The organism is Nocardia exalbida NBRC 100660 (assembly GCF_000308575.1).
GTDB classification, from domain to species: domain Bacteria; phylum Actinomycetota; class Actinomycetes; order Mycobacteriales; family Mycobacteriaceae; genus Nocardia; species Nocardia exalbida.
Map to the genome: position 1 here is coordinate 16,977 of NZ_BAFZ01000080.1, position 17,052 is coordinate 34,028.

At 69.5% G+C, this 17,052-nt stretch carries 18 protein-coding genes; 7 read left to right on the forward strand and 11 right to left on the reverse strand.

Annotated features, from left to right (window positions below; genetic code table 11):
* Nucleotides 1-442 precede the first annotated feature (442 nt).
* The 4 genes from ON29_RS19170 (at nucleotide 443) to ON29_RS19185 (ending at nucleotide 3,439) form a co-directional block, all read left to right on the forward strand.
* The gene (locus ON29_RS19170; protein WP_051175377.1) at nucleotides 443-898 is read left to right on the forward strand and encodes a cupin domain-containing protein; all 456 of its coding nucleotides are present in this window, start codon (nucleotides 443-445) and stop codon (nucleotides 896-898) included.
* Nucleotide 899: 1 nt separating this feature from the next.
* Complete coding sequence (locus tag ON29_RS19175) at nucleotides 900-2,087, forward strand: aminotransferase-like domain-containing protein (RefSeq protein WP_040868120.1); 1,188 nt, start codon at nucleotides 900-902, stop codon at nucleotides 2,085-2,087.
* Nucleotides 2,084-2,545: a hypothetical protein gene (locus tag ON29_RS19180; RefSeq protein WP_174371842.1), complete on the forward strand. Its 462-nt coding sequence runs from the start codon at nucleotides 2,084-2,086 to the stop codon at nucleotides 2,543-2,545. The genes ON29_RS19175 and ON29_RS19180 overlap by 4 nt, the downstream gene beginning before the upstream one ends.
* A 225-nt stretch (nucleotides 2,546-2,770) precedes the next feature.
* Complete coding sequence (locus ON29_RS19185) at nucleotides 2,771-3,439, forward strand: metal-dependent transcriptional regulator (protein WP_174315409.1); 669 nt, start codon at nucleotides 2,771-2,773, stop codon at nucleotides 3,437-3,439.
* 60 nt (nucleotides 3,440-3,499) lie between these two features.
* On the opposite strand, the gene ON29_RS19190 is transcribed toward ON29_RS19185, so the two are convergent.
* Nucleotides 3,500-4,900, reverse strand: a complete 1,401-nt coding sequence (locus ON29_RS19190; RefSeq protein ID WP_083863782.1) for an amidase — start codon at nucleotides 4,898-4,900, stop codon at nucleotides 3,500-3,502.
* 12 nt (nucleotides 4,901-4,912) lie between these two features.
* Nucleotides 4,913-5,878: a D-2-hydroxyacid dehydrogenase gene (locus ON29_RS19195; RefSeq protein ID WP_040868091.1), complete on the reverse strand. Its 966-nt coding sequence runs from the start codon at nucleotides 5,876-5,878 to the stop codon at nucleotides 4,913-4,915.
* 86 nt (nucleotides 5,879-5,964) lie between these two features.
* Here ON29_RS19195 and ON29_RS19200 point away from each other — a divergent pair, with 86 nt between their 5' ends.
* From ON29_RS19200 to ON29_RS19210, 3 genes are read left to right on the forward strand one after another with little or no spacing between them, the layout of a single operon-like run.
* Nucleotides 5,965-6,705: a maleate cis-trans isomerase family protein gene (locus ON29_RS19200; protein ID WP_040868092.1), complete on the forward strand. Its 741-nt coding sequence runs from the start codon at nucleotides 5,965-5,967 to the stop codon at nucleotides 6,703-6,705.
* Nucleotides 6,706-6,719: 14 nt separating this feature from the next.
* Nucleotides 6,720-7,451, forward strand: a complete 732-nt coding sequence (locus ON29_RS19205) for a maleate cis-trans isomerase family protein (RefSeq protein ID WP_040868094.1) — start codon at nucleotides 6,720-6,722, stop codon at nucleotides 7,449-7,451.
* Nucleotides 7,438-8,103, forward strand: a complete 666-nt coding sequence (locus ON29_RS19210; RefSeq protein WP_040868095.1) for a GntR family transcriptional regulator — start codon at nucleotides 7,438-7,440, stop codon at nucleotides 8,101-8,103. The genes ON29_RS19205 and ON29_RS19210 overlap by 14 nt, the downstream gene beginning before the upstream one ends.
* 135 nt (nucleotides 8,104-8,238) lie before the next feature.
* On the opposite strand, the gene ON29_RS34880 is transcribed toward ON29_RS19210, so the two are convergent.
* The 9 genes from ON29_RS34880 to infB form a co-directional block, all read right to left on the reverse strand.
* The gene (locus ON29_RS34880; protein ID WP_051175381.1) at nucleotides 8,239-8,661 is read right to left on the reverse strand and encodes an EF-hand domain-containing protein; all 423 of its coding nucleotides are present in this window, start codon (nucleotides 8,659-8,661) and stop codon (nucleotides 8,239-8,241) included.
* A 130-nt stretch (nucleotides 8,662-8,791) separates the two neighbouring features.
* Nucleotides 8,792-9,691, reverse strand: a complete 900-nt coding sequence (gene truB, locus ON29_RS19220) for a tRNA pseudouridine(55) synthase TruB (protein ID WP_040868097.1) — start codon at nucleotides 9,689-9,691, stop codon at nucleotides 8,792-8,794.
* The gene (npt, locus tag ON29_RS19225; RefSeq protein WP_040868099.1) at nucleotides 9,691-10,359 is read right to left on the reverse strand and encodes a 4'-phosphopantetheinyl transferase Npt; all 669 of its coding nucleotides are present in this window, start codon (nucleotides 10,357-10,359) and stop codon (nucleotides 9,691-9,693) included. The genes truB and npt overlap by 1 nt, the downstream gene beginning before the upstream one ends.
* A gap of 58 nt (nucleotides 10,360-10,417) precedes the next feature.
* Complete coding sequence (locus tag ON29_RS19230; RefSeq protein WP_085994912.1) at nucleotides 10,418-11,377, reverse strand: metallophosphoesterase family protein; 960 nt, start codon at nucleotides 11,375-11,377, stop codon at nucleotides 10,418-10,420.
* A 58-nt stretch (nucleotides 11,378-11,435) separates the two neighbouring features.
* On the reverse strand, nucleotides 11,436-12,728 hold the full coding sequence (locus ON29_RS19235) for an MATE family efflux transporter (protein ID WP_051175382.1): 1,293 nt from the start codon (nucleotides 12,726-12,728) through the stop codon (nucleotides 11,436-11,438).
* 293 nt (nucleotides 12,729-13,021) lie between these two features.
* Nucleotides 13,022-14,023 carry a DHH family phosphoesterase gene (locus tag ON29_RS19240; protein WP_040868101.1) on the reverse strand — a complete coding sequence of 334 codons (1,002 nt, stop codon included), beginning with the start codon at nucleotides 14,021-14,023 and terminating at the stop codon, nucleotides 13,022-13,024.
* A gap of 13 nt (nucleotides 14,024-14,036) precedes the next feature.
* Nucleotides 14,037-14,480, reverse strand: a complete 444-nt coding sequence (gene rbfA / locus ON29_RS19245) for a 30S ribosome-binding factor RbfA (RefSeq protein WP_040868103.1) — start codon at nucleotides 14,478-14,480, stop codon at nucleotides 14,037-14,039.
* A gap of 98 nt (nucleotides 14,481-14,578) precedes the next feature.
* Nucleotides 14,579-14,869 (reverse strand): DUF503 domain-containing protein, encoded by a 291-nt coding sequence (locus ON29_RS19250; RefSeq protein ID WP_040868135.1) that lies wholly within the window; start codon nucleotides 14,867-14,869, stop codon nucleotides 14,579-14,581.
* A gap of 75 nt (nucleotides 14,870-14,944) precedes the next feature.
* On the reverse strand, nucleotides 14,945-17,052 hold a 2,108-nt coding region (infB, locus tag ON29_RS19255), incomplete at its 5' end, for a translation initiation factor IF-2 (RefSeq protein WP_083863793.1).

The window sequence follows — 17,052 nt, forward strand, 5'->3', positions numbered from 1 at the left end:
GAACAGTATTCGGGCGTGCCGATCTCACACAACGGTTCCGCTGCCGTGAGCCGACGGCAGGCTTCGAGCGCTCGAGGTGCGGCGGGCGCGAATAGGCCGCACGTCACCAGGACGGATACGACACGGACGCCGTCTGCCTGCTCTGCGGTGCGGCCGGGCGGGTCGTGATCGTGACCGAGCCGCTCGCCGCCGGCGGCGGAAAGGCACGTCCCCGGCGTAGCGGGGAGATGGCCCGGCTACCCGTACGCTTACGTGCCACCGTGCCGGGACGTCGGGTTCGCCGACATCTCCGCGAAAACTTCGCCCGCCGGAAACGAATCCGACGTTTTGGTGAAAGAGCCGATACATCCGTGGTTTTCCGCGGGCTTCCGAGCTCCTCTCGCCAACAGCGGGAATGGTCTAGCGTCCAATCCGTCTGTGACGGAGTGCCCCCGGAGTAGCCATGAAAAGTGCAGTCAAGCACGTGCGTGTGATCAAACCGTCCGATGCGGCCGAAACAATCGGGCGGCAACGACAACGCCTCATCCCCTGCGTCACCACCGAAACGTGTGGCGCCACCGGCATCTCGGCGGGCATGGTAAACATGAACCCCGGCGCCGTGTCCAAGGCGCATTATCACGCGCACAGCGAGATCGTCGTCGTCTGCCTGCGCGGGCGGGCGGTCACCCTGATCGGGCCGGAGCTGATTCCGCATTTCCACGGTCCGGGCGAGTTCATCTACATCCCGGACGGCGTGGTGCACGTGGCGGTGAACCTCGACGAGACCGAGGACCTGGTCGCGGTGGAAATGCGGACCGATCCCCTTTTCAACGACGACGTGGTGCTGACGCCGGAATACGACGCCCAGGTGCCCGAAGTCGTTGCCCGCCTCCGGCGCCGCGACCCGGTCGGTTCCTGACGTGGCGCCCCGCCTACGCAGCCGCGGCGCGGCCGCGGTGCGCAGCGGACCTATCGACGACATCTTCGCGGCGCTGGCCCGCCGCCCCGAGGTCGTCTCGTTCGCCGTCGGAGCACCCGATCCCACCCTGCTCCCGGGCGAGCTCGTCGCGACGCTCTCGCAGAACGTCATCGACCGATACGGCAGCGCCGTCCTCCAGTACGGCATGACCCGAGGCTTCGCCCCACTCCTGGACGAAGCGCGAAACCTTCTGCGCAGTCGCGATATTCGGTGCCCGCACGATCGCTTGCATATCTCGACCGGCGGATCCGGCGCTTTGCACAACGTGTGTTTGGCGCTGCTCGATCCGCTGGACGTGGTGCTCGTCGAAACACCGACCTACGGCCCGGCCGTGAAGGAATTCCGCAGCCACGGCGCGACCATCGTCGCGGTGCCGTGCGACGAATTCGGCATCGTGCCGGAAGCGCTCGAGGAGGCTCTGTCCCGATACGACGCGACTTTCGTCTACCTGCTGCCCACGTTCCAGAATCCGACCGGGCGGACGATGCCTGCCCAGCGGCGTGAACGAATAGCGGAGATTGTCGTCCGGCACGGCACGCTGATTGTCGAGGACGACGTCTACACCGACCTGCGTTACCGCGGCGTCGCACCGCCCGCGCTGTCGTCTTTCGCGCCGGACAACTCGGTCTACATCACGTCCCTGTCGAAAACTCTCGCTCCGGCGATTCGTGTCGGGATCACCGTTATGCCCGCGGATCTGCTGGAAACCGTGCTCGCGTTGAAGCAGGGCATCGATATGCAGACATCGACGTACTGCCAGGCGATTGCCGCCGAATTCCTCGCCAGTCCGGCCGGCACCACGCACCTCGCGCACGTCGTCGGCGCCTACTCGGCCAAGTTGGACGCCTTGACCGCCGCGGTCGGGCGGCATCTCCCGGCCGGGTTCCGGTGGACCGAACCCGAGGGCGGGATGTTCCTGTGGGTCGAGGGCCCGCCGGGTTTCGATGCCGACGCGGCCCTGACGGAGGCCCTGCGGCTGGGGGTCGCGTTCCTGCCGGGAAGCGCTTTCTACGCCGACGACGTCGCCGGCCACCGCAACACGATGCGCTTGAGCTTCGCGAACGTGCCGCGCGACGACATCGACCGGGGCATCGCGCTGCTCGGGACCGTCTGCGGAGGCGCGGCATGACCACGCAGGGCCCCACGCACGCCGACACCGGGCACGTCATGAGCGATCGACATCCGATACTGGGCACGTGGGAGGTCGTCGCCGACGGCGCTCCGTTCGGCTACCACGTCATGCAGTTCCACCCGGGCGGCACGATGCTGCAGTCGAACCCCGATCACGGCAACCGTGCCACCAGCGACAGCAACGGCATGGGCAGCTGGCGAGCCGACGGCTCTCGCGTCACCGGCGCGTTCCTGGAGTTCACCGTGGATCGAGCCGACCCCTCTGTCGTGCGCAAGGGAATCGTCGCGTTCGAACTCGACGTGACCGGCGACCGGTTCGCCGGATTCGCCACGGCGACGTTCTACGAACTGTCCGGTGCGATGATCGGCCCATCGGCGACGGCCCGGCTGACCGGTGCGCGATTCGACGGCGTGGCCGCGCATCGCCGGGCGCTGGATCTCTCGGGAACCGTGTAATCGTCTGCCGCGGACGGCACGGCCGAGCGAGGCCTCGCGGCGCACACCGGAGAGTGAACGGCGAATCGCGTTTCGTTCGCGATCGGGCGACGGCGGGGTCGAGGATGTGTGTATCGGCACGCCAGTGCCTAAGCTCGGGGTGTGCCAGGTAAACGAGATATCGCCACTCGACGCGAGTTGGCCGACGCCCCGGCGCCGGGCGATGCGCACGGCGGTACCGCGACGATCGCGCCTGTGCTCTCGTCGGTCGCCCAGGACTACCTGAAGGTCATCTGGACCGCGCAGGAGTGGTCGCAGGAGAAGGTGACCACCAAATTGCTCGCCGAGCGGATCGGCGTGTCGGCCTCCACGGTGTCCGAAGCCGTCCGCAAACTCGCCGACCAGGGGTTGGTCGAGCATGCCCGCTACGGGGCGATCGCCCTCACCCCCGAGGGCCGCCGCGCCGCCGTCGCGATGGTGCGCAGACACCGGCTCATCGAGACGTTCCTGGTGAACGAGCTCGGTTACGGCTGGGACGAGGTGCACGACGAGGCCGAGGTGCTCGAGCACGCGGTCTCCGAACTGCTGATGGCCCGGATCGACGCCAAGCTCGGATACCCCGATCGCGACCCGCACGGCGATCCGATCCCCTCGGTGGACGGCGCGGTGCCGACCCCGCCCGCGCGCCAGCTCAGCGACTTCCACGCGGGCGAGACCGGCCGGGTCGCGCGCATCTCCGACGCCGACCCCGACATGCTGCGCTACTTCGACTCCGTCGGCATCGCGCTGGACACCGCCATCACGGTCGTGGAACGCCGCGACTTCGCGGGCACCATCGCCATCCGCATCGGTGCCACCGACTCGCAGACGGACCTCGGGCGCCCCGCCGCCGAGGCCATCTGGCTCACCGCCTGAGCCGGTCCGCTCTGTCGGCACATACGGTGGCCCCGCGGCATGCCGCGGGGCCACTCGGGTTCAGGAAGCCAGCACGAATTCGGCGTAGCGGGCCACCGCCAGGACCAGATCGTCCGAGTGACGCGGACCGACGATCTGTAGCCCGACCGGCAGGCCCGCGCGCGTGGTGCCCGCGGGGATGCTGATCGCGGGCTGCTGGGTGAGATTGAACGGGTAGGTGAACGGGGTCCATTCGGGCCAGCTGCGCAGGCCGCTGCCGGGCGGCACGTCGTGTCCCGCTTCGAACGCGGGAATCGGCACCGTCGGGGTGATCAGGACGTCGTAGTCGGTGTGGAAGGCGCCCATCGCGATGCCGATTCCGGCCGCCACGTTGCGCGCGGCGAGATAGTCGACGGCGGTGACGGTCTCACCGCGCTCCCAGACCGCACGCAACCCGGGGTCCACCCGGTCGCGCGTGCCTTCCGGGAAGCCGGACAGCATGGTGGCCGCGCCGGCCGCCCACAGCAGTTCGAACGCCTCGCGCGGATCCTCGAAGCCCGGATCGGCGGCGCCGACCGTGAGCTCGGCCTCGGCCAGGCGAGCCACCGCCGCGTCCACGATCGCGGCGACCTCTGCGTCCACCTCGGCGTAGCCGAGAGTCGGGGAGTACGCGACGCGCAATCCCCGCACGTCGCGCTGCATCTCCGCGCGAAACGCGGTGAGCGTGGGAGCCAGTGCGGTGGGGTCGCGCGGATCCGGCAGCGACAGGATGTCCATCAGCAGCGCCGCGTCCTCGACGGTGCGCGTCATCGGGCCCGCGTGCGCCAGCGGACCGAACGGGCTGGCCGGGAACAGCGGAATCCGGCCGTAGGTGGGCTTGAACCCGACGATGCCGCAGAAGGCGGCCGGGATGCGCACGCTGCCACCGCCGTCCGTGCCCACCGAGACCGGGCCCATGCCCGCGGCGACGGCCGCGGCGCTACCGCCGGAGGAGCCGCCCGCCGTGGTGGACGGATCGGCCGGATTGCGGGTGACACCCGCCAGCGGGCTGTCGGTGACCGCCTTCCAGGCGATCTCCGGGGTGGTGGTCTTGCCGAGGAAGACCATGCCGTCTTCGCGCAGCCGCGCGGCCACCGGGCTGTCCACCGGCCACGGTCCGGCCGGATCGATCGACGTCGACCCGCGGCGGGTGGGCCAGCCCTCGGTCAGGAACACGTCTTTGATCGAGATCGGCACACCGTCGAGCAGGCCGCGGGCGTGACCGGATTGCCAGCGGGCCTCGGAATCCTTCGCCTGCACCAGGGCGCGATCGGGGTCGACGAGACAGAAGGCGTTGAGCGCGCCGTCGCGGTCGGCGATCGCGCGCAGGATCGCCTCGGTCGCCTCCACGGGCGACAACGCGCCCGCCGCGTAGGCGGAGACCAGCTCGACCGCGGTCATGGCGGTCGGGTCGGTGGGTTGGTTCTTGTCGGGGTAGCTCATGGATGGGCTCCTTCAGCCGGGCACGTATCCCAGCCTTTTGTCGACCACGTTGTCCAGCGGACGTCCGGCGATCCAGTTGTCGAAGTTCTCGGTGAACGCGTCGACGATCTCGGTGCGCCATCCGATGAAATCACCGGAGTTGTGCGGGGTGATCCGGACATTCGGCAGTTCCCACAGGGGGTGATCGGCGGGGAGCGGCTCGGGGTCCACCACATCGAGCGCCGCCGCGGCGATCGATCCGGTGCGCAGCGCGGCAACGAGATCGTCGGTCACAACGAGTTCCCCACGGCCGACGTTGACAAACCTGGCGTGCGGTTTCATGGCGGCGAAGGCGGCGGCGTCGAACATGTTCCTGGTCTGCTCGGTGAGCGGGGCGATCGCGACGACGTAATCGGCACCGGCCAGCTCGGCGTGCAGATCGGTGGCGATCTCGCCGAAATCCGGATCCGCAGCGCGCTCGCGCCTGCCCACCGCGCGCACGGTCATCCCGACCGCGCTCAGCAACCGGGCGATATGGCGTCCGATCGAGCCGGTGCCGACGATCAGCGCCGTCGCCCCCGCGACTCGTTCGGATTCCCGATGCCGCCACTCGTGCCGCTGTTGCAGCAGCAGCGAGCCGGACAGGTCCTTGGCGAAGCCGAGGATCTGGCCGAGCACGTATTCGGCGATCGCGGCGTCGAAGACGCCTCGGGTGTTGGTCACCACCACGTCACTCGCGCGCAGCTCGGGAAACATCGCCGGGTCGACGCCGGTCGAGCCCATGTGCACCCATCGCAAGCGGTCGGCGGCGTGCCAGGCGCCGGGCAACGCGCGCGTACGGAAGTCGTAGACGAACAAGACCTCCGCTCCGCGCAGGGCGTCCGCCAATCCGGGCGCCTCGGTGTACCTGATGGTGGCGCGGCCTGCTACTCGGTCCATTCGCTCGGCGTCGGGCACACTGTCACTGTGCAGGACGACGACAATCGGGCCCTGTTCCACATTGACACACTAAGATCACATCGTATGATTGTCAACAATCCGATCGTGTTCGGAGGTCGTCCCGGCTGAGCGCGAGAGGGGCCGTAGTGGATCTGAGCTTTCCCGACCTCGAGGGGCCCGTTGCCCAACGAGGCATCGGGATCATCGCACCGTTCGATCTCGCACTCGAACGAGAGCTCTGGCGCTGGGCGCCACTGGATGTGAGTCTGCACCTCGCGCGCACCCCCTACGAGCCGGTCCCGGTTTCGCTGGAGATGGCCGAATTGGTGTCCGACGCGGCGCATCTCACCGCGGCCACGCACAACGTGCTGCACGTGGAACCCGAAGTCGTGGCGTATCTGTGCACGTCGGGCAGTTTCATCAAAGGTCTCGCCTACGAGAAATCGCTGCGCGACACCATCTGCCGGGCCGGGGCGCAGGACGCGGTCACCACCTCGGGCGCGTTGCTCGAAGCGATCCGCCATCTGGACCTCACCCGCATCTCGGTGCTCACCCCCTACGACGAGATCCTGACCCACCGGCTGCACGAATTCCTCGCCGAGGCCGGGTGTTCGGTGGTGCGCTCCGACCACCTCGGGCTCGGCGGCGGCATCTGGAAGGTCAGCTACCGCACGATCGCCGAACGCATCGTCGGCGCCGACGATCCCGAGGCCCAGGCCGTCTTCGTCAGCTGCACCAACCTGCCGACCTACGACGTGATAGAGCCGCTGGAGAAGGCCCTCGGCAAACCGGTGCTCACCGCCAACCAGCTCACCATGTGGGCCTGTCTCGGCCGGATGAAGCTGCCGATGATGGGCCCCGGCAAGTGGCTGCTCAACGTTTTCTGAAGGAAGAACATCGCATGGACGCACCCACCGTCGGTTTCATCTACCCCGACCACGCCGCCGAGGACGACTACCCGCTCGCGGCGGCGGCGATCGGCGCGCACCTTCCGGTGGCCCACATCTACGGCACCGATCTGCACGCCGTGCCCGAACTGCTCGAGCTGGGCAGCCCCGGGAAACTGCGCCTCGGCGCCTCCTTGCTCGCCCGGCACCGCCCCGACGCGATCGTGTGGGCCTGCACGTCAGGCAGTTTCGTCTACGGGCCCGAGGGCGCCCGCGACCAGGTGCGCGCGCTGGCCGAAGTCGCGGGCGTGCCCGCGACCAGCACCAGCATCGCGTTCGCCGACGCCGTGCACGCGCTCGGACTGCGCACCGTCGCCATCGCCGCCAGCTATCCCGACGAAGTCGCCCGGCTGTTCGTGGAATTCCTCGCCGACGCGGGGATCGACGTCGTCTCGATGTCCAGCGCCGGCATCGACACCGCCGCCGAGGTCGGCACCCTCACCCCGGCCCAGGTGCTGCGGCTGGCGGCGGACAACGACCACCCCGATGCACAGGCACTGCTCATCCCCGACACCGCGATGCACACCATGGCGGCGCTGCCGGACCTGGAGGCTACGCTGGGCAAACCGGTGCTCACAGCCAATCAGGTCACCATCTGGGCGGGTCTGCGGCTGGCCGGCGCCGAGCCGGTCGTTCCCGGTCTCGGCACGTTGTTCGCGGAAAGGCAGATCGATGTCCGTCGTTGATTTCGAGCCGGTGAACCGGCAGTCGACCGCGGAGATGATCGCCGACCGGCTCCGCGAGGCGATCATGCGCGGCAGTCTCGCGCCCGGCTCGCAGCTCGGCGAAGCCGACCTGGCCGCGCGATTCGCGGTCTCCCGCGGGCCGGTGCGCGAGGCTATGCAGCGCTTGGTGTCCGAGGGTCTGCTGCACAGCATCCGCCACCGCGGCATCTTCGTCATCGAACTGAGCCTCGACGACGTCGTCGACATCTACCGCGCCAGGACGGCGCTGGAGGGCGGCGCGCTGGATCTGATCCTCGACGGCCACCGCCCGATCGCCTACGAGGCGCTCGGGCCCAGCGTCGAGGAGATGGTCACCTGCGCCGAACGCGGTGACGCCGTGGGGGTATCCGAGGCCGACCAGGCCTTCCACGAAGCGCTGGTGGAGAGCGCAGCCAGTCCGCGGCTGGTACGCGCGGCCCGCACCTTGCTGATCGAGACGCGAATGTGCCTTGGCGCCTTGCAGACCACCTACCCGGACCTGCGGGAACAGGCCCGTGAACACGTCGAGCTGCGCGAGGCGATCGGCACCGCCGACCCCACGCGCGCCCGCGCCCTGCTCGTGGAGCACATGGACGACGCCGTGCAGCGCCTGCGCCACCAGATCGGCGGCTAGGCCCGGCCGCCGCGCCCTCGCTCGGTTGGCGCGGGCCAGTTCGACTCGGCTGCCGCGCCTTCGCTCTGCCGCGCCGACCGGTTCGACGGACCTGCGTCCGGCTGCGCGGCCCACGCGGCTCCGGCTCCCGTGCCGCTATCGGGAGAGAAATTCCAGCAGCGCGCGGAATTCCGGCAGCGAGAGATAGCCGTCGCCATCGGTGTCGGCGGCGGCCAGCAAGGCGTCCGCCGGTTCTTCGATCCGGCCCGCGCCGCAGTGACGGATCAGTGATTCGAGTTCCTCGACGGAGATGCGGCCGTCGCCGTTGACGTCGAAGACCTTGAACGCGGCGTCGGCGTCGGTCACCTCGATGCGCCCGCCCGCCAGCGCGGCGTCGAACTCGGCTCGGGAGACCAGGAAGTCGCCGTCGGTGTCGGCGGCCGCCACCAGCCGTTCCACCGCCGCGTCGTCCACCTCCAGACCGAGCGCCCGGATACCCGCCGTGATGTCCCGCACCGAGACGAGCCCGTCCCCGTCGCTGTCCCACAGCTCGAACGTATCCACCCGTCCCTCACTCACGCCCGCCACCTTCGCCACCGTTGCCCGACCACGGCCGCCGCAGGCGACCACCCCACACTGTACGGATTCTCCTGAGCGACAAGGCTTACCGGAACTGCGCCGGGATCGGTCGATACGACACCGGCATGGATCAAAGGTTGGCCGGACGGACGACCATCACCGAGGACGCGCGATTACCGGACTCCCGCAGCAGGGCGATGGCGCGGCCTGCCGGGTCGATGGCGGCATAGACGCCGGAAAGCCCGGCCGGGGCGAGCCAGCGGCCGTTGCGCAGGTCGTCGGCTTGCGTATCGTCGATGTCCCGGTGCGGGAAGGCGGTCCGTACCGCGGCGTCCATGTCGAGGCTCAGCGGCGGCGCGCCCGATTCCGCGGCGGCGGCCAGCTCGTCCAGGGTGCGGGCGTGCTCGAGGGTGAACGGCCCGACCCTGGTCCGGCGCAACGCGGTCAGGTGGCCGCCCACGCCAAGCGCTGCGCCGAGATCACGGGCCAGCGCACGCACATAGGTGCCCGAAGAGCATTCGACCACCACGTCCAGGTCGGCGAAATCGCCGATATCGCGCCGGGCGAGCACGTCGAACCGCGACACCGTGACCGGGCGGGCGGCCAGCTGCACGTCTTCGCCCGCGCGGTGACGGGCATAGGCGCGCTCACCGTTCACCTTGATCGCGCTCACGGTGGCGGGCACCTGGTCGATGTTCCCGGTGAGTTCGGCTGTGCGCGCGGCGATGTCGTCGTCGGTGAGGTGAACGGACGAGGTGGTCGTGAGCACCTCGCCCTCGGCGTCGTCGGTGCTGGTCGCTTGCCCGAGCCGGATGGTCGCGGTGTACGCCTTGGTCGTCAGGGTGAGCAGGCCGAGCAGTTTGGTCGCGCGCTCCACACCGAGCACGAGCACACCGGTCGCCATCGGATCGAGAGTGCCTGCGTGGCCGATCTTCTTGGTGCGCAGCAGCTTCCGGCATTTCGCGACGACGTCGTGGCTGGTCCAGCCACCGGCCTTGTCGATGACGAGCAGCCCGCCGAGTCCGTCCATCAGACGTGCGCGATCGCGGTCAGGATGTACCCGTCGGTGATCAGCCAACGGCCGTCGAACGAGTGCAGCGGCGGCCCGCCGTCGGTGGTCTGCCCCGGCACCAGCAATTCGGTCCGGAAACTGCCGCGCCCGGAATCGGCGAAGCTGTCCTCGATCTCGAAGGTGATATGCGCGTCCTCGAAGCCCAGCCAGCGCACCGTCAGGGGGAACCACGCCTTGTAGGTGGCCTCCTTGGCGCAGAACAGCAACCGGTCCAAATGCAGCTCGGAGTCGATGGTCTTCAGCCATTCCCGCTCCTGGGGCAGACTGACCGAGTCCAGCACACCGTCCGGCAACGTGGCGTGCGGCTCGGCGTCGATGCCGATGGAACGGAACCGCAGCTTGTGGCCCAGGGCGGCGGCCTGGTAGCCGTCACAGTGGGTCAAGCTGCCGACGATCCCGCGCGGAAAGACCGGAGCGCCGCGCTCGCCTTTGCCGATGGCGACCGGCGGCTCGCCGAGCTGCGTGAGCGCCAGCCGGGCGCAGTGCCGCGCGCCGATGAAGTCACGGCGCCGCTTCTCCACCGATTTGGCGATGAGATGCTCCTCCGCCGGATGCGGCCGCAGATCCTCCGGGTACGCCAGCAGTTCGGCCGAGGCCACACCCGTGGGCAGAATGTTCTCGATCATCACCGACGAGCGTAGTCGAGCCCCACCGGACGGGATCGCAGCGCCATGTGCCGCGCGACTATGCCAGCCCGCGCCGCTGCTGCGCTTTGCTGCGCATCTCCGCGGCGGCGGCTTCCATCTCGGGAGTCACCTGGAAGTGCCCGCCCCACTTGTTCAGCGTACCCGGCGGGTACTGCGGGGTCGGCAGGATCTGGCGCAGCAACCGATCGGGCAGGCCGCGGCGCTGCCATTCGCGCGGGTAGCCCAGCGAGACCTCCTCGAACCGGACGCCGTCGTAGTGCGAGGTGCGCGGGATGTGCAGGTGGCCGTAGACCGAGCAGACCACGTTGTAGCGGGTGTGCCAGTCCGCGGTCAGCTCGGTGCCGCACCACAGCGCGAACTCGGGGTAGAACAGCACGTCGGTCGGCTGCCGGACCAAAGGGAAGTGGTTGATCAGGACGACCGGGGTACCGGGGGCGAGCGCGTCGAGCTTGCGCTTGGTCACCTGCACCCGGGCGTGGCACCACGCGTCCCTGGTCAGATACGGCTCCGGCGAGAGCAGGAATTCGTCGGTCGCCACCACGTTTCGCTCGCGGGCGATCGCCAGACCCTCCGCCTTGGTGGTGGCTCCCTCCGGCAGGAACGAGTAGTCGTACAGCAGGAACATCGGCGCCAGCGTGATCGCACCGCCGTGCTCCTCGGCGCCCGCGCCCCGCCATACCGGAAACGGGTCCTCCGGCGTGAGAACGTCCAGGTCACGGCACATCGACACCAAGTAGTCGTAGCGTGCCACCCCGGACATCTGCACCGGGTCCTTGGCCGTCGTCCACAGCTCGTGATTGCCCGGCACCCAGATCACCTTGGCGAACCGGCGGCGCAGCAGCTCCAGCGCCCACCGGATGTCCTCGGTCTTCTCCCCCACGTCGCCGGCCACGATGAGCCAGTCCTCCGGCGAGTCCGCCTTGATCTGCTCGACGACCGGCCGATTCCCCTGGTGCCCGACATGAATGTCGCTCACCGCCATCAACTTGGGTATCACCACACCTACCTTGGCACATCCGTCCGGATTCGCGCGCACCGGCCGAGCCGGGTGTCGGTCACCTCGGCATCTCGGCGCCGACCGAGGCCCACCGGCCCGACAGCGCCCGCCACGCGACGGCGATCAGCCGCAACACCATGAACGCCGCGAGACCGGACCAGATTCCGGCGACGCCCCAGTCGAAGGCCAGCGACATCCAGATGGCGGGCAGGAAACCGAGCATCGCCGCACCGAGCGTGGTGGTACGCAGATACGCCGCGTCGCCCGCACCGAGCAGCACGCCGTCGAGGGCGAAGACGATGCCCGCCACCGGAATGAGCGCGACGAAGAACCACCACACCACGTGGGTGCGCTCGAGCACTTCGGCGTCTTCGGTGAACAGCGCCGGAATCGCCACCGATCCCGCCGCGAAGCAGGCGGCGAGCCCGAGGCTGAAGATCTCCGACCAGCGGGTCACGCGCCGCGCGATCCCGCGGGCGCCGGTGGCGTCACCCGCGCCCAGAGCGGCGCCGGTGAGCGTCTGCGCGGCGATGGCCAGCGCGTCCAGGGCCAGCGCCAGGAAGTTCCACAGTTGCAGCACCAACTGGTGGGCCGCTACCGACGCGGCGCCGAAACGCGCGGCGACCGCCGCCGCCGAGACGAAGCACGCCTGGAAGGCGAAACTGCGGGCGATGAGGTCGCGCCCGAGCACGAGTTGGGCCCGCATGACCGACCAGTGCGGGGCGAGCGGAACCCGTTCGCGGATCAACGCGTCGAGGAACAGGACGGCGGTGACGATCTGCCCCGCCACGTTCGCCACCGCCGAGCCGGGCAGGCCCAGGTGCGGCGCGCCGAGCAGTCCGTGCACCAGCGCGGGGCACAGCACGCCCGACACCACGAGCCCGGCGACCACGAAGACCAACGGCCTGCGCGTCTCCTGGACGCCACGCATCCACCCGTTCCCGGCCATGGACAGCAGGATCAGCGGCACGCCGAACAGGGCGATCCGCACCCAGCCCAGCGCTTCTTCCGCGATCTCCCCACCACCCGCGATGGCGCTGGTCACCGGTACGGCGAACGCCTGGACCAGCACGAGGATCGCGACGCCGACGGCGACCGCGATCCAGCTGGCCTGCACACCCTCAGCGACGGCTCCCCGGTGGTCGCCCGCGCCGTGGCGACGTGCCGAACGCGCGGTGGTGCCGTAGGACAGGAAGGTCAGCTGCGAACTCGTCTGCGCCAGAATCAGCCCGCCGACGGCCAGACCGGCCAGCGCGAGCGCCCCGAGCCTGCCGACCACGGCCAGATCGAACAGCAGGTAGATGGGCTCGGCCACCAGCACACCGAGGGTCGGCAACGCGATGCCGAGAATGCGCTTCGGTCCGGCAGCGGCGGCACGGTCCGCGCGCGCGGGCTCCGTCCCGCCACCGAGCGAAGCCGGGTCACCGATCTCCGCCCCACTGCAACCCTGCGCGTTCACGAACACCTCCCCGGGACCACCGTCGTTCCGCTCGCGCTCCACCTTCGCACGCACCGCCGACAACCACGGCAGCGCGCGGCAAGCCTCGCCCGACCCGCGCTTCCGGACGGGCGGGGCGACGCCCCGACGACGTCACGGCCACCGAGCGGGCGCCCCGCCACGGCGCCGCTACCGACGGCCACGCCTCATCCGAGGGCGGCCAGCAGCGCACCGACCAGATCGCCGGGCGTGCCGTACGCGGTGTATCCGGCGGCGAAACGGTGGCCGCCGCCGCCCAGCGCTGTCGCCACCTCCGCGACGTCCACCCCGTCGCCCGCGAACGATCCGCTGTCGCGCGAGCGCAGCGACACCGTCCACCGGTCCGGCACGACGCGGGACTGCTTGAATACCGCGGCGATTCCGGCTTCGGCTGTCGTGCGCACGATGTCGATCACGCTCTCGATTTCCTCCGACCGCACGTCGTCGATGTCGTCGCGACGCACGAACGCGTACACCAGCCCCACACCGCCGCGGACCTCCGGAACGAGCTGCGCCGTGCCCAGCACCCGCGACAACATGGGCAACCACCCGAACGGGTGGGTGTCCATCAAGGTGCGAGCGATGTCCGCGCCGTCGATTCCGGTGGCCAGCAGCCGTTCCGCGAGTTCGTGGGTACCCGGCCGCACCCACCGGAACGACCCGGTGTCGGTGACCAGACCGGCATAGAGGCAGTGCGCGACATCCGCGTCGATCGGCACGCCCCACGCGTCGAGCACCCGCGCGACGAGGCTCGTGGTGGACTCGGCGCCGGGATCGACCACGTTGATCGCGCCGAAGGAGGTGTTGGACCGATGATGATCGATCACCATTGTCGTTGCGGCGCCGGGTAATCGGTCGGCGAGCGCGCCCAACCGGGTCGCGCTGCCGCAGTCGACCGCGATCAGCAGGTCCACCTCGGCACGCACGTCGGCGGGCGCCACCAGGTGCCGCACGCCGGGCAGCGAGCGCATCGACACGGGTAACTCCGCCGGTTCGGCGAAGGACACCTGCACCGGGATCCCGCGCCGGTGCAGCACCAGCGCCAGCGCGAGACCACTTCCCACGGTGTCCGCATCGGGCTGCACATGGCAGACGACGGTCACCGAGCGCGCGGCGTCCAACGCCGCCACGGCCACATCCAGATCGGCCGTTTCCCGCATCGTCGTCATCGACTACCGCATGTCACTCGTCGGTGTCGCGTTCGACCTTGTAGGGGTCGGCGTCACCCGCGGGCCTGGCCGTGGCGGCCACCTTGGCGACCTCGTCGTCCGCGGCCCGCGCCCTGGCGAGCAGTTCCTCCATCTGCCGTGCCGCGTCGGGCACGGTGTCCAGTACGAATGCCAGCGTCGGGGTGAACTTGACCCCCGTTCCCGCGCCCACCTTGGAGCGCAGGACGCCCTTGGCCTTCTCCAGGCCGATCGCCGCACCTTCGTAATCGGGCTCGGCGTCGAGGGTTTCGCCCATCACGGTGTAGTACACCGTCGCCTCCCGGAGATCGCCGGTGACCTTGGCGTCGGTGATGGTCACGAAACGCAGCCGCGGGTCCTTCACCTCGTATTCGATCGCGGTCGCGACGATCGAGGAGATCCGCTTGGCGAGTCGGCGTGCCCTGGCTTGGTCCACCATGGCCGTTTCCTCCTCACTATCAACTCTGTTCGATGGCGGTCGGAGCGCGGACCGGTGTCGCCACCGGAGCTCCGTCCTCCGCGCCGTCGCTGCGCCGGTCAGTCTTCGGGCCCGAAGATTCGGCGGCGCACCGCCAGCAACTGTAACTCCGGACGCGACGCGACGTGCCGTTCACATTTGTCCAGCACCTCGGTCAGGTGATCCATGCCTGCGCTGACCATGGCCACGCCCAGTAGCGAGCGACGGTATAGATCGTGTTCCCCACCTTCGGCGGCACTCACACCGAAGCGCTGCAATTCGGCCAGAATCGGCCGGATCACCGAGCGCTTCTGTTTCAGTGAATGCACATCGCCGAGCAGCAGGTCGAACTCCAGTGCACCCAGGTACACCCACACCCTCCACTGTCAGGAAGACCGGCCGGACGCCGCGCACGTCGCGCGGCGTCCGGATTTCGTCTCGGTCTATCAGTCGCGCGGCTTCTCGCGCAGCTCGTAGGCCTCGATGATGTCGCCTTCCTTGATATCGGAGTAGGTGACCGTCATACCGCATTCGAAGCCCTCGCGGACCTCGGTGACGTCGTCCTTCTCCCGGCGCAGCGACGAGATCGTCGTCGTCTCGGCGATCACCACGTTGTCGCGGAGCAGGCGCGCCTTGGCGTTGCGCTTGACCGAACCCGACGTGACCATGCAGCCGGCGATGTTGCCGATCTTCGACGAACGGAAGATCGCCCTGATCTCGGCCCGGCCCAGCTCGACCTCTTCGTAGATCGGCTTGAGCATGCCCTTGAGGGCCTTCTCGATCTCGTCGATGGCCTGGTAGATCACCGAGTAGTACCGGATGTCGACACCCTCGCGGTTGGCCAGCTCGGTGGCCTTGCCCTCGGCGCGGACGTTGAATCCGATGATGATCGCGTTCGACGCCGAAGCCAGGTTGACATTGGTCTCGGTGACGCCACCGACGCCGCGGTCGATCACCCGCAGACGCACCTCGTCGCCCACCTGGATCTGGAGCAGCGCCTCCTCGAGGGCCTCGACCGTACCCGAGTTGTCGCCCTTGAGGATCAGGTTCAGCTCGCTGGTCTCCTTCAGCGCGGCATCCAGATCTTCCAGGCTGATCCGCTTGCGGCTGCGTGCGGCCAGCGCGTTGCGCTTGCGCGCATTGCGCCGGTCGGCGATCTGCCGGGCGATCCGGTCCTCGTCGACCACGAGCAAGTTGTCACCGGCGCCGGGCACCGACGTGAAGCCGACCACCTGGACGGGCCGCGACGGCAGTGCCGCCTCGACGTCGTCGCCGTGCTCGTCGACCATCCGGCGCACGCGGCCGTAGGCGTCTCCCGCCACGATCGAGTCGCCGACCCGCAAGGTGCCGCGCTGGATCAGCACGGTCGCCACCGGGCCCCGGCCGCGGTCGAGGTGCGCCTCGATGGCAACACCCTGCGCGTCCATGTCCGGGTTGGCCCGCAGGTCCAGCGCCGCGTCCGCGGTCAGCAGGACCGCCTCGAGCAGCGCATCGATGTTGATGTTCTGCCTGGCGGAGATGTCGACGAACATGGTCTCGCCGCCGTATTCCTCGGCGACCAGGCCGTACTCGGTGAGCTGCTGACGAACCTTCTGCGGGTTCGCGCCTTCCTTGTCGATCTTGTTGACCGCCACGACGATCGGCACGTCGGCCGCCTGCGCGTGGTTGATCGCCTCCACCGTCTGCGGCATGACGCCGTCGTCGGCGGCGACCACCAGGATCGCGATGTCGGTGGCCTTCGCACCGCGGGCACGCATGGCGGTGAACGCCTCGTGACCGGGGGTGTCGATGAAGGTGATGAGCCGGTCCTCGTCGCCCAGATGAGTGAGCACCTGGTAGGCGCCGATGTGCTGGGTGATGCCACCGGCCTCGCCCTCGCGGACGTTCGCCTTGCGGATGGTGTCCAGCAGTCGGGTCTTACCGTGGTCGACGTGACCCATGACGGTCACCACCGGCGGACGCTGTTCGAGGTCTTCCTCGCCGCCCTCGTCCTCGCCGTAGGTGAGGTCGAACGACTCCAGCAGCTCGCGGTCCTCGTCCTCGGGGCTGACCACGTGGACGACGTAGTTCATCTCGCCGCCGAGCAGCTCGAGGGTCTCGTCGTTCACCGACTGGGTCGCGGTGACCATCTCACCGAGGTTGAACAGGGCCTGGACCAGCGCGGCCGGGTTCGCGTCGATCTTCTCCGCGAAGTCCGACAGCGACGCGCCGCGGGCGAGCCGGATGATCTCGCCGTTGCCGCGCGGCAGCCGCACGCCGCCGACGGCGGGCGCCTGCATCGAGTCGTACTCTTGCCGCTTCTGCCGCTTCGACTTGCGGCCACGACGGGGAGCGCCACCGGGACGGCCGAACGCGCCTGCGGCACCACCGCGGCCACCGGGACCACCCGGACGACCGCCGCCACCGCCGCCACCGGGACGACCGCGGAAACCGCCAGCCGCGCCGCCACCGGCACCGGGCGCACCGGCACCCGCACCAGGGGCGCCGCCGCCGCCACCGCGGTAGCCACCGCCGCCGCCACCGCCGGGACGACCCGCACCGGCGCCACCGGGGC

Bases quoted from the DNA above. Each gene is read 5' to 3' on its own strand.
- ON29_RS19205 (WP_040868094.1), top strand. From the start codon at position 6,720: ATGGACGCACCCACCGTCGGTTTCATCTACCCCGACCACGCCGCCGAG.
- ON29_RS19180 (WP_174371842.1), top strand. From the start codon at position 2,084: ATGACCACGCAGGGCCCCACGCACGCCGACACCGGGCACGTCATGAGC.
- rbfA (WP_040868103.1), bottom strand. From the start codon at position 14,480: ATGGTGGACCAAGCCAGGGCACGCCGACTCGCCAAGCGGATCTCCTCG.
- npt (WP_040868099.1), bottom strand. From the start codon at position 10,359: ATGATCGAGAACATTCTGCCCACGGGTGTGGCCTCGGCCGAACTGCTG.
- ON29_RS19190 (WP_083863782.1), bottom strand. From the start codon at position 4,900: ATGAGCTACCCCGACAAGAACCAACCCACCGACCCGACCGCCATGACC.
- ON29_RS19170 (WP_051175377.1), top strand. From the start codon at position 443: ATGAAAAGTGCAGTCAAGCACGTGCGTGTGATCAAACCGTCCGATGCG.
- ON29_RS19210 (WP_040868095.1), top strand. From the start codon at position 7,438: ATGTCCGTCGTTGATTTCGAGCCGGTGAACCGGCAGTCGACCGCGGAG.
- ON29_RS19240 (WP_040868101.1), bottom strand. From the start codon at position 14,023: ATGACGACGATGCGGGAAACGGCCGATCTGGATGTGGCCGTGGCGGCG.
- truB (WP_040868097.1), bottom strand. From the start codon at position 9,691: ATGGACGGACTCGGCGGGCTGCTCGTCATCGACAAGGCCGGTGGCTGG.